Raw genomic sequence first — 12517 nt, forward strand, 5'->3', positions numbered from 1 at the left:
GATTACTCCGCCTCCACTTTTTGAGTGGATGAGTGCTCTAAGGATAAAGGTTCTGTGGATGAGTCCTGTGTTGATGACGGTACAGAAGGTGTTGAGCTATCCATGTCGGCCATGTTCTGTGTATTTTCCATCGCGTGCTCGCCTGCCATATGTGCCATGTCGTGCATACCTTTCATGTCTGCCATGTCAGATGTGTGCTCAGTGCCCATGTGTTCCATGCCTGCGTGCATGTCCATTCCTTCGTGACCTTTCATGCCGTCATGTGAGTCCATGTGCATGTACTGCATCACGATTTGGTCAAACATCCCTTTGCTGACTGAGCCAAAGTATTCAACCGGATTGTATTCACTCGGTTTAGCCAGTGTGGCGTAGGCCGCTGAGTCCAAAGTCTTACCCTGTTGTTTTAACTTGGCCACCCATGCATCGAAGTCGGCAGGTGTCTGAGTGGCAATCGCTTTAAACTTCATGCCCGCAAATCCGGCGCCGCTGTAGTTTGCCGAGATACCGTCGAAGGTGCCTGGCTCGTTAGCGATCAAATGCAATTTAGTAGTCATGCCCGCCATAGAGTAAATCTGGCTGCCTAACTGAGGGATGAAGAAGGAGTTCATCGCAGTGTCAGAGGTGATCTTAAAGTTCACCGGCACATTGGCTGGGAACGCCAACTCATTGACCGATGCCACGCCTTGTTCTGGGTAAATGAATAACCATTTCCAGTCCAGCGACACCACTTCAACCGTGACGGGTTTAGCTTCGTGATCTAAAGGTTTGTATGGATCAAGATCATGGGTCGAACCCCAAGTGATCACACCGAGCACTATTACGATCACAATCGGCACTATCCACACTACGGTTTCAATCGCTGTTGAGTGTGCCCATTTAGGCGCATAGATTTCCTGATCACGGCCATCGCGATATTTCCACGCGAAGTACAATGTCATGGCAATCACAGGGATAACAACAATGAGCATGAGTAGGGTGGCGACGATAATCAGGTGTTTTTCATCGATACCGATTTGGCCCTTAGGGTCCAACACACCGCCATCACAACCCGCGAGCATGAATGCTACTGCCGCGATTGCCGCTTTACTTAATTTTCGAATTAACAAAGGAAGATTCCTCTAACCCTAAGGTTTACAACTCTGCCAAGCGTGAACCGGCAGTCGCACTAAGCGGCGTTATCTGAGCGCAAATCCTGAAACCTAAGAGGAATGACACAACAATGTGCCGCCATCCCGACGAGATCGAAAATCCGCTTTCAGCGCTTAATGCTTAATTTGAATTTAAAAACAGAGGGTTAAAATGGTGGGGCGCGACAACCGTGGGCGGTATGTTCGAGGGATTTTAGCCTTGGGGGTGCTAAAAAAAGTGAAGCGTTAGTTAAATCGAGATTATTGAAAAATTTGAAGCAGCAGTCGATTAAATGCCATAACTGCAGAATAACGAGGGGGTTGAGCAATAACAGGCTGAGCAGACTAGCGCCGATAAACTCGACTAAAAAGCCATTGCTGAGGCTGATGAGTTCACTAATATCAACACAACCGCCGATTAATACGTATAAAACGTCAGCTACAGGCAGCACAAACAATAACCCGAAAAACAGGGTTAGGTTTGTCATGCTAAAGGTTGAAAACCGAATAATCAGGTTCAATCTTTCAGCAATGAATTGGCTAAGAGCTAATTTCAATTAACGGGTCCGGTTGAACGGGAAAGGGAGTCAGTTGGCAGAACAAAAAATATTCAGCATGTAACTTTTTTATGCGGCAGGAGGATACCAAGAAGCGGCTATTGATTGAAAGCGGATCCCCGTGCGAAAAGACGTTAAGCATTAAAAAAACCTTAATTAAAACCAAATAAAATCAATAGATTTACAAAATTAACTTAAATTTAACTGATTTGGTTCTCATAAATTGGGAATGTGTGAGGTGCTTCATTTATTCATTTTGGCTAAAGTTGATGTATTGGCGACGGTATGGCGTGGATTAATGCCATCATAAGCATGTGGGTTTTAGCCAACAGTCGCTTTTATCGCATACGAATGACACTGCTGTTTACCCTTGCTCGCCGCACATTTTTGCATGCTGATTTTTGATGCGAGTTAAGTTTGGTTAAGCGGATTTGAGATGGGCATCTCAAATAAAAACATCAAGTTAAAACAATGGTTGTGTCAGTCATTTACGCTATTTACATTAGGTAAAACGATTATTAGACTGTGATTTTATCACTGCCCAGATATCTACTTGAGATTGCGTTAACGAGTAGGGCATTATGATTCTGAATATTGTAACTATGGCAGTTTAAAGGATTACACATAAAGTCAATTACCCCATACCTTAAGGTAAACATTTTCATCGCCTTAGCTTACATCATTGTAGGTAAATTAGGCTTGGTGATTGCGTTGCCACCAGGATATTCAGCTGCCATTTGGCCTGCCGCAGGGATTGCCATTGCTGCCTGTATCCTGTGGAAAGAGTATGTCCCTTGGGTTGGCGTGTTTATTGGTTCCCTGCTGATCAACATCAATATTGGCGGGCATATCCATTGGGGCTGGTTACCTTTTGCTATCTCGATTGGGTCTTGCATACAGGCTGTGCTTTCTGCCCATGTTCTTGGGCGAGTCGATCATTTATTCACCTTAGATAATCCTAATACCGTTATTAAATCCTGCTTGAGCTTAGCCTTAACTTGTATTGTGGCGACCGTTTTTGGCAACAGTGCCTTAGTGATCAACGGTACGATTCCACCATCTGATTTATTGGGAAGTTTAGTGAATTGGTGGACGGGGGATTTGCTCGGCGCCGTGATCTTTATCCCTTTGACTATGTTGTTATTTGATAAGCGAGCTATCTGGCGTGCTCGCCGCATTCAGACGGGTGTTCCCCTGCTGGTGGGCTTTTTATTCTGCGTGGGGATTTATTACTACTCGGATATGAACCAGCGCCAACAGTTGCAGGATAAGTTTCAGATCCAATCCAATGCCGTGATTAGCAATATTGAAAGTTTTCAAGAGGCTAATCTGCAGCAAATCGTCGCCCTAGCGAGCTTGTTCGATAATAGCGAGCAGGTTTCAGAGGATGAGTTTGTGCAGTTTGGCAAACGTAACATGTTGCAGCAAGATGGCTTTAGAGCTTGGTCTTGGTCGCCGTTAGTGGCGGCTGCCGATCTGCCCAGTTTTGAGGCATCGACCCGCTCTGCCATTGGCGGCCCTTACAAAGTCACGCGGCCTCAAGGTTGGCAAGTCAATACTGATGGCTGGTTAGTGCCTGTGATGTACATTCAGCCAATCATAGGCAATGAGGCAGCGCTGGGATTAGATCTCAATAGCGAGCCGACACGAGCCGCTGCCATTGCTAAAGTGCGCGCGACCTTAGCGCCTGTGATGACGGCTAAGATTCAATTAGCTCAAGATCCCAATGGCCCAGGTGGTACTTTACTCATTGCGCCCGCGTTCGACCGACTAGGTAGAATCTCAGGATTTTGTTCAGCTGTGATTGATTTGCAGAGCATTATTAATGATGTTGAGAGCGTAAAGGGACTGCAGTGGAAACTCTCCGACATGAGTGCGGGCGGTGCATTACTTTATAGCAATACCACTAAGTCGTTTCCCGCGTTTAGCAGCAAGTTATTTAGCGATAAAACCGGCCAGTATTTTCAAGCAAACCTGATGCTAGCGGATCGGCATTGGCACATAGTGATTTATCAATCCTATGCCGTGCTGATGGGCGATACTTTTAGCTTATCGCTACTTATGCTGCTCCTCGCCTTTATCACTTGTGCTGTTGTGGGTGGTATGACGCTGGTTTCCTCCGGCGAGCGCCAACGTATTGCCGAGAAAGTGACTGAAAAAACCATGGCCTTGTCGAAGGAAATTGCCCGCCGTCAGGCTTTTCAGGCCACCTTAGTCGAAAGCGAGCAAAGATATCGTAATTTGTTTGATAAGGCGCCTGTAGGGCATGTGCTTAAACGTTTAGATGATAGTCAGTTTGTAGCGATTAACCCCGCATTCGAAGCCATGACGGGTTACTCACTCGCTGAGTTAAATCAGCTTGACCCTTGGGAGCTCACGCCAAAGCGTTATCAATTAAGTGAAACTGAGCAATTAGAGCGCTTAAAGCAAACGCGTCGTTATGGCCCCTATCAGAAGCATTATGTTCATAAGAACGGCCAGTTAGTGGCAGTGCGCCTCAACGGTGCGTTAGTCACAGGCGCCGATGGTGAACAGCTTATTCTTTTTATCGTTGAAGATATTACCGAGCAGGAGCGTACCGTTGCGCGGGTAAATCTATTGGCGCAGGTGTTCCAGCAGAGTGGTGAAGGCATCACTATCATGGATGCCAACGACATTATTGTGGATGTGAATAGTGCGTTTTCTCAGATAACCGGTTATTCCCGAGAAGAAATCATTGGTAAAAACTGCCGCTTTTTAGAGGCCGAGCGTACCGACAAAGGTATCGATCCTCAAGTGCGTGCTGCCCTAGAACAAACAGGTTTCTGGCAAGGTGAAGTTTGGGACAGGCATAAGCATGGTTACGATTTCCCTAAATGGTTGATGATGTCTGTGGTGCGCGATGACGCAGGTGCGGTGAGCCATTACATCGGCAGCTTTACCGATATCAGCGAGCGTAAAGTCAGTGAGGAACGGATTCATTTCCTCGCCCACCATGATTCTTTGACGCTACTGCCTAATCGACTCAGCTTGCAGTCGCGTCTCGAAGTGGTATTCAGTGAGGCGCTGGCATCCGACAGCCAAATTGCTGTGATGTTTATCGACATGGACCACTTTAAAAATATCAACGACACCTTGGGTCATCATGTGGGCGATCAACTGTTGTTAGAGGTCGCGCGTCGTTTGAAAAACATTGTTGGTGATACTGACACTGTGGCGCGTCTGGGTGGCGATGAGTTTGTGGTCGCATTATCTGATACGAATCATGATAAGGTGGCCAGTTTAGCCGAGGCGCTGCGCAGTGGTTTGAGTCAAACCTATATCATTAATAATCAAGCATTACATTCATCGCCAAGTATAGGCATCAGTTTATTCCCGACCGATGGTGACAGTGTTGAAGCCCTGATGAAAAACGCCGATATGGCCATGTACCGCGCCAAATCGGCGGGACGCAATAACTATCAATTCTTTACTGCGGCGATGAATACCTTGATCACTGAGCGCCAGCAAATTGAAACGGGCCTCAGGCAAGTGCTCGCTAACGATGAATTACGACTGCATTATCAGCCACAAATTGATATCCGCACTGGGCAAGTGGTCAGTGTCGAAGCTTTAGTTCGCTGGCAACATCCTGAATTTGGCATGGTAGCGCCAGACCGCTTTATTCCCATCGCCGAAGAGATCGACATGATCATTCCTATCGGCCAATGGGTGTTAGAAACCGCCATGGCGCAGCTTGCCGCTTGGCGCGCTGCGGGTGCGACTGAGCTGCGAATGGCAGTGAATCTGTCAGCGCATCAACTCCGCAAAGATAGCATTGTCGCCGATATCACCAATGTGCTTTTAAAGCATAAGTTGGGCAAAGGGGCATTGGAGCTTGAAATCACCGAGAGTGTGGCGATGCAATATCCTGAGCAGAATGCGCGCCTATTGGCTGAATTGCGCCAGCATGGTATCGAACTTGCGATTGATGATTTCGGTACGGGTTATTCCTCGTTATCCTATTTGAAACTCTTGCCCTTAGACAGATTGAAGCTCGACCGCTCCTTTGTGAAGGATATTGAAAGCGATCCGAACGATGCGGCTATCAGTGCTGCGACCATTTCTATGTCCCATGAGTTGGGGTTAACTGTGGTGGCCGAAGGGGTTGAAAACGAGGCGCAATTGGTATTATTGTCGAGCATGGGGTGCGACTTAGTGCAAGGGTTTTACTTTAGTAAACCCTTAGCGGCAGAAGAGTGTTTCCGCTTTATCCAGCGTAATTTATAACGGCAGAGTATTGTTGTTTTTCTAATGCTGGCGCAGAGTTGGACTATACTTGAGTTCGCATTATGTATGCGTTAATCGAAATACTAAGGATGGTTTTATGCAAGTCATCTTCACCAAAGGAACCCAGCGTTATGGTCAGTTGCGCTGCGTGCGCATGGACGGTAGTGCGACCCAAACCCAAATGCCAGAACAGGGCATTGCTCCCCACGATATGATTCATTATGTGGTTGAAAAACGTCTGCATATTCAAGGGGCTTTCTTTTCGCAGGTCAGAGCTGGCGCCGATATCAGCTTTACCTTAGAGCATAATGAAACCTCTCGCGCCATCGCTGATAAAACGGAGGTGTGGCAAACCGAATCCATAGTTGAGACCTTGCAGTCGCTACTCTGGTCGGGCGAAACGCCAACCTATGACGGCTTTATTTATCTGTTAGAGCAAGCCTGCAACAGCCGAGACTTAGCCGTTCCAACCGTTAGCCAATCGGACTTTGAGCATATTCTTAATGAGATTATGGAGTTGAGTATTGAGTGGCAGGGAATGGGTGAAGGTCAGTCCCTGACCTTGAAGTTTTAAGCTTATTAAAAATAAGCCATTTAACAACAACTGATTTAAAAAAAAGAGTGCAGTTAACTGCGCTCTTTGTGTTACTGCGGCCATAGCGGGATCATTCCCTATGACGACGTTCTTGGCTTTGAGTTGAGCGACCTTGGTTATGTTCTACCGAGCGAGCGGTTTGCGCATTTTTGCGTGGCTCACTTTGTCTCACTCTCACGTCTTCGCGTTGTCTTGGCGCTGCTTGTCTTGGTTGTTCAATACGTTGCGGTTCTGCGCGTCTTGTCTCAGGTCGTGGCGTTTCAACTCTTGGGGTCGCTGTCCTTGGATTTTCTTGTCTTTGTGGCTGCGTCCTTTGTTGATCGATATTACGCGGCTGTGACTCCCGAGTTTGATATTGCCTTTGCTGAGACTCCTTCGATGGCATTGGCTTTGACTGCACGGGTCTCGATTGCGCGTCATTACGATCCTTGTGAGTCGGCGTTTGTACCATAGTCGCGGATCGACGTTCCTTTAACTCGGCCTGCGTTTTTTGATAACTCGGTGCGCGGTTATCACGTTCACGGCTGGCGTTGTGATAGTCCTTATTGTCACGACTCTTATGACCCTGATTACTCATATTACCCTGATTGCTATGGGTATCTTGGCGTTCTTTTGATTTCGAGTATTGGCTATTAAAGTGCTGCTTGCTGCCGCTAGAGTGTGAATCTCTGCCGCGATACTTGTCTTCGTTGTAATAGCGTTGCTTCACGACGGGGTTGTGGTAACTCACGCCACGTCTATGTTCGGGTTTATGTTTCCAAGGCTGGGCACCATAGCTGACTGTGTATCTTTCACGTGGGCGATAACGATGTGAATGGCGATAGTCGATCACGACCACTTTATGGTTGTGCCAGTGGAACGAACTGAAGAAGTAGTTAAAGGAAATATGGATGCCAGGTGACCAGTAGAAATGGTTATGACTCGGACGATAGGGATAGCCAGCATAACCGCCAAATTCCCAATACACGGGTGGATAAGCCACACCCCAGCGCCATGTGCCATAAACCACGCGCGGATCGTAATAGGGTACGTAGACGATTTCTCGCTTAACGGGTTCTATGATGATCTGATTGTTGGCGCGGGTGATCGCCATGTTATCCATGTCCGCTAAGCTGTTCGCTTTATCAGCCTGTTGCCTTAGGGATTGAATGCTGTTCATCACTTGGCCTTCATCTTCTAAGAAGGCTTCACCGAGTCTTTGAGTCCAGTCGAGATCTTCACTCATTTTTTGCAGCAGCGTCGGAAAGGCCAGCAAAGCTTTGACGCTCGGGTCCCAATCTTGGTCTTCGGCTTGCGACATCAGTTGATCTACCGAGGATTTGGGGCGCTGGGTTAACCAACGTTGTGCCTGCACGATTTCGAGTGGATAAGTTGAGGCAATAAGTATGTGGGTCAATAAGCTATCGGGATACAGGGCAATAGGCGCCAGCATTTGTTCGAGTTCGGCTTGGCTTGCCGCAGCGCTCGAGCCTTGGCTCACAGATACGCCCGCAGCTTGTGCTGTGGTAGTGAAAGGCAAGGCCACTAATGCCGCCGTTAACACTAGCCAATTCCATCGATGTAGTCTGTTCATGGTTTGCTCCAATAATCCTGTTCGAGGATGTTATGGGCATCATAGGCGTTTGAATATGAACATAAGCTGAAAGCATTTTGCGGTTAAAAAGTTATTTTTAACCGCAATTTAGGTGGGAATTCAAATCTATGGTATTGAAAATAAATAATTATATTGAGTGTACAAAGCTGATGCTGAACTTGGCGCCGCCCAAGGTTTCTGAACGTGAGACTGAAATTCTGCCGTTATAGCTGTCGACTAAATCGCGCACGATCGCAAGCCCAATACCATTACCCTGATGATAGGAATCGGCACGAATACCGCGTTCAAAGATTTGATTTTGCAGCGCTTCACTGATCCCTGGCCCATCATCTTCGATGCAGATCAGCAATTGATAGGCATCGCCGGTCACGGTTAATTTAACCGTGGACTTTGCCGCTTTGCAGGCGTTGTCGAGCACGTTACCGAGAATTTCCGTGAGATCCGCTTCATCACCTTTGAATACTGCTTCGTCAGCCATCTCGCCACTGAGGTTGATTTGCGGCTCGCGATAAATTTTAGCTAAGGTGCGTAATAACTTAGCGGCGACGTCATCGACTCGAATCCCTAAATGCCACGAGGCTGCCGCTGCCGTTTGGGCGCGTTTCAGCTGGTGGCCAATAATGCGACTGATCACCGATACTTGCTCGCTGGAGGCTTCGCTTAAGTCGGCCTGACTCTTGATCACCGCCAGCGGTGTTTTGAGGCTGTGGGCAAGATCGGCCAAGGCATTACGATAGCGTTTGCGCTGGGTTTGTTCGGTATTGAGCAAAATATTGAGCTGCCGAGCAACTGCTTGTAATTCAGTGGGGTACTGACTACTTAGCTGCATCGACTTTCCTTGCTCGACGGAATGTAATTCTTGGGTAAAGCGCGCCAATGGTTGCAGCGTCCACACTAGCCAGCTCAGTTGGAACACGAGCATGACGAACATTAAGATCAGCAGCCAAGTCCAAAGCTGTTGGTTAAATTGATCGATTTGTTGCTGAAATTCGCGCTCGTCCTTAATGATGTGAATCGTCACAGGCACGTTTTGATTTTGACTGGCGAAACTGACGCTAAAGCTATAAATCAAATGGGGTTGTTCGGCGAGCTCGATTTGCTCAAAGGCACTTTGACCGGTTGCTGGGATGGTAAAATGCGGCGGTGGCACCATGCCCATAAAAGATTGCGAGTGCCACACGATCGTTTGTTTACCGCAGGCATCTTCAGTGGTCGCAATGGCATACAGCCCAGATTGAATGAGGTTAAAACGATTTTCGAGTACTAATTCTGGGATAGAGATTTGTTTATTCTCGACTTCAGTCACCGCGAGTATCGAATAGACATAGGCGCTGAGTTCATTTTTGGTCGCGCTTTTAACTTGCTCGGTAAAGGCATCGTTTAAGGCGACGCCGATCAAAGGCAATAACACTAAGATAAACAATAGCGCGCTAATCACTAAGCGCGCTTTAAGGGAGTTCAATACTTGCCACACAATGGCACGTTTACTCATCGGCAGTTGGCTCGGGCGTTAACGCTTTTAGGCGATAACCTTGGCCGCGCAGGGTTTCAATCAGGTTATATTGATTATCAGGATCGAGTTTTTTACGTAACCGGCGAATAAAAACTTCGATGACGTTTGAATCTAAATCAAAATCCTGATCGTAGATGTGCTCCGTCAATACGGTTTTAGATTTCACTTCGCCCTGATGCAGCATAAAAAATTCGAATAACTTGTATTCAGAGCCGCTGAGGTTAACCAGTTCTTCACCCTTACGCACTTCTAAGCTGCTGGTATTCAAGCTAAATGGGCCGTTATAAATTAAAGGGCTGGCTTTGCCGGCAGAGCGACGGATCAGGGCTTTGAGCCGCGCGACCAGTTCTTGGGGATGAAAAGGTTTCGTCAGGTAGTCGTCGGCACCGGCGTCGAGTCCTTCTACTTTATCTTGCCAACTGTCCCTCGCGGTTAAAATCAGGATTGGGAAGTCGCGTTCCTGTTCGCGTACGCTACGGATAAGCGCGATACCATCGAGTTTAGGCAAACCGACATCGATGATCGCCGCATCATAGTTGTATTCGAGTGCTTGAAATAAGCCTTCTTCACCATCGCTCGCCACATCGATACTGTAATGGGCATCGAGCAGATGTTGTTTTAAGTTCGCCTGCAGTTCTAAATCATCTTCAACCAATAACAATCGCATAGTTAGTTCCTCGACACTCGGCCAGTTGCGGCATCCACTGAGACTGAAAACACTTGGCCGTCATTATTGAGGAGCTTAACCCGATACCCTGAGCCGCTGGATTGCACGCTCAGTACCTTGCCTTGGTATTGGCGCTGCACCATAGCCACAGCTTGATCTGGGCTATTGACCGCCAGACGGCGCTGCTCATTCTTCGCACCTTGGTTGCGATCATTCTGTCTATCATTGCCTGCCATGCTGCCAAAGGAGGCCAATAAGCAAGCGATTAGGGCCAATGTCAAACCAAGTTTCATATCTGGTACCCGCAATGTTCGGCGATCTTAAGTTAATGGGTGAGATGGATAACTTATCGAGTCGACTAAGAATACCTCATCACCTTAACAAACACATAGAGATCAGCCAATTGGTTGGCACAATTCCATCAAAATTAACTTTGGTAGTCATTTTGTTATTCGTGACAGAACTGAAGCTCTGTCAGCGAGTCTATTCCTATGCTCGCATTCAATATGCCCTAGTGTCGACTAATCCAGATGAACTAAGGCTGAACGTATTGTCGCGCTAAGAACACTAAATGTTGATGTTCAGCTTATGTTCACCTTCATTGCACTTTAATGGCTCCAATTTGAACGGGTTATCCATGGGGTATTCAAGATGAACACACTCAATAAACAAGGTATGGCAGCCACAGTTAACTGTCGGGTTAACACCCATTTCGTTAAAGCGACGGCCATTGCTGCGCTGTTTTTAGCATCTTCTGCTGTTAACGCTCAGCCCCGCGAACTGGAGTCATCGCAAAGCTTAACGCCATTTACTGCGGCCAGTGTCGGCATTGCCAAAAAAGCTGAAAACAGCGAGCAAGCAGCCGAGCAGGAACAGCAAGCTTTAGCCCTGTTACAACAAGCTGCGCCCGCAAAAAATGTCACTGAAGCCGCTGCTGCAGCCGTTAAATCCTTGGCGCCCGCGTTATCCTCTAAAGCGCCGACGGCAAACCGCGTGCAACTAATGGGCGCATCGCCGATGACGCGTGAGCAAGTGACTGCGAAACATGCGAGCCAAGGCATGCCGAGTTCGAGCACGACCAGTGAAGATCCCTATCGCGCCCCTGTGTATCACAGCTTTTCGATTTTTGATGCCAGCAGTCGTTTGTTCGAAGACTTTGACTACGATGGGTTTTATCAAACCTTTAGCGTGACCTTCGACGTCGATGTTAACGGCGCGTATCTTAATGAAAGAGCTGACTTATTTGCCGAGCTGTATCTCAGTCGTAATGGCGGCCCTTGGGTGCATTATTACACCACGGACGTGTTTACTATTTATGGCGATTCAACACAGGACGACTATGAAGTGCTGACCACGCTCTACACGGGTTATGCGACGGACCACTACGATGTGTTGATTGATGTGTATGAAGTGGGTTACAGCGATATTGTCGCGACCATCAGTGCCGATGAAACTGATGGTTTGTATGCACTGCCACTGGAAAGTAGCGATCGAGACCGAGAGCCTGAAGTCATCGTCGTCGAAGAAAGTGGCGGTAGCTTATCGGTATTGGGTCTGTTATTCCTCGGTTTGTGTGCAGGGCTGAGGATGAATCTTACTCGCGGCTAATCACCCTTTTTTCTCTCTGTGTTTATCTCAGGTAAATAGGGCTAGTATGGTCAGGTTAATTTAACTAAATGGAGATAAATATGATTGCTCAAGGTCAAACATTACCAGCAGCTACATTAGGCCAACTAACGAAAGATGGCATGGTGAATCACCAAGTTACTGAACTGTTCGCTGGTAAAAAAGTGGTATTGTTTGCTGTACCCGGTGCGTTTACTCCGACCTGTTCTGAAGCGCATTTACCTGGCTATGTCGTATTAGCTGATCAATTTAAAGCGAAAGGCGTGGATTTGATTGCCTGTGTTGCTGTGAACGATGCCTTCGTGATGAAAGCGTGGGGCGAAGCGCAAAATGCCTCTGAATTGATGATGCTAGCCGATGGCGATGCCAGTTTTACTAAAGCCTTAGGCTTAGAAATGGACACTGCAGGTTTTGGTGGCGTGCGTTCACAACGTTACGCCATGATCATAGATAACGGCGTAGTGACTCTGCTGAATGTTGAAGAGCCAAAGGCTTTTGAAGCCAGTAAAGCCGAAGTGGTTTTAGCTGCACTGTAATGATTAAGGTCCGAACGTAATCGGACATCAAAATAAATGGGAGCTTAGGCTCCC

At 47.4% G+C, this 12517-nt stretch carries 10 protein-coding genes; 4 read left to right on the plus strand and 6 right to left on the minus strand.

Translation table 11 applies throughout. The annotated features are described in order from the left end of the window. Positions 1 to 2 precede the first annotated feature (2 nt). Together cyoA and Q4Q57_RS19840 are read right to left on the minus strand one after the other, a co-directional pair. On the minus strand, positions 3 to 1106 hold the full coding sequence (gene cyoA, locus Q4Q57_RS19835) for a ubiquinol oxidase subunit II (RefSeq protein WP_259214289.1): 1104 nt from the start codon (positions 1104 to 1106) through the stop codon (positions 3 to 5). Positions 1107 to 1294: 188 nt separating this feature from the next. Beyond that, positions 1295 to 1684, minus strand: a complete 390-nt coding sequence (locus Q4Q57_RS19840; RefSeq protein ID WP_006079495.1) for a hypothetical protein — start codon at positions 1682 to 1684, stop codon at positions 1295 to 1297. A gap of 624 nt (positions 1685 to 2308) precedes the next feature. Here Q4Q57_RS19840 and Q4Q57_RS19845 point away from each other — a divergent pair. Both Q4Q57_RS19845 and Q4Q57_RS19850 read left to right on the plus strand, forming a co-directional pair. Beyond that, complete coding sequence (locus Q4Q57_RS19845; protein WP_311891821.1) at positions 2309 to 5932, plus strand: EAL domain-containing protein; 3624 nt, start codon at positions 2309 to 2311, stop codon at positions 5930 to 5932. A 97-nt stretch (positions 5933 to 6029) separates the two neighbouring features. Continuing rightward, complete coding sequence (locus tag Q4Q57_RS19850; RefSeq protein WP_311891816.1) at positions 6030 to 6506, plus strand: cytoplasmic protein; 477 nt, start codon at positions 6030 to 6032, stop codon at positions 6504 to 6506. A gap of 91 nt (positions 6507 to 6597) precedes the next feature. Here the strand turns inward: Q4Q57_RS19850 and Q4Q57_RS19855 are convergent, their stop codons facing one another. The 4 genes from Q4Q57_RS19855 to Q4Q57_RS19870 form a co-directional block, all read right to left on the minus strand. After that, positions 6598 to 8100, minus strand: coding sequence for a DUF3300 domain-containing protein (locus tag Q4Q57_RS19855; RefSeq protein ID WP_311891817.1), 1503 nt, complete (start codon positions 8098 to 8100; stop codon positions 6598 to 6600). Between the two features lie 148 nt (positions 8101 to 8248). Then, on the minus strand, positions 8249 to 9613 hold the full coding sequence (locus tag Q4Q57_RS19860) for an ATP-binding protein (RefSeq protein ID WP_311891818.1): 1365 nt from the start codon (positions 9611 to 9613) through the stop codon (positions 8249 to 8251). After that, positions 9606 to 10301: a response regulator transcription factor gene (locus Q4Q57_RS19865; RefSeq protein ID WP_006079500.1), complete on the minus strand. Its 696-nt coding sequence runs from the start codon at positions 10299 to 10301 to the stop codon at positions 9606 to 9608. Before Q4Q57_RS19865 ends, Q4Q57_RS19860 begins: the two co-directional genes overlap by 8 nt. A gap of 2 nt (positions 10302 to 10303) precedes the next feature. Further along, a complete protein-coding gene (locus tag Q4Q57_RS19870; protein WP_012588852.1) occupies positions 10304 to 10594 on the minus strand; it encodes a PepSY domain-containing protein in 291 nt (96 codons plus the stop codon). 358 nt (positions 10595 to 10952) lie between these two features. On the opposite strand from Q4Q57_RS19870, the gene Q4Q57_RS19875 reads away from it, so the two are divergent. Beyond that, a complete protein-coding gene (locus Q4Q57_RS19875) occupies positions 10953 to 11909 on the plus strand; it encodes a choice-of-anchor H family protein (RefSeq protein WP_311891819.1) in 957 nt (318 codons plus the stop codon). A gap of 80 nt (positions 11910 to 11989) precedes the next feature. Further along, positions 11990 to 12463 carry a peroxiredoxin gene (locus Q4Q57_RS19880; RefSeq protein ID WP_006079504.1) on the plus strand — a complete coding sequence of 158 codons (474 nt, stop codon included), beginning with the start codon at positions 11990 to 11992 and terminating at the stop codon, positions 12461 to 12463. The last annotated feature ends 54 nt before the right edge of the window (positions 12464 to 12517 follow it).

The sequence above is a fragment of the Shewanella sp. SP2S2-6 genome (assembly GCF_031931965.1).
Lineage (GTDB): Bacteria > Pseudomonadota > Gammaproteobacteria > Enterobacterales > Shewanellaceae > Shewanella > Shewanella baltica.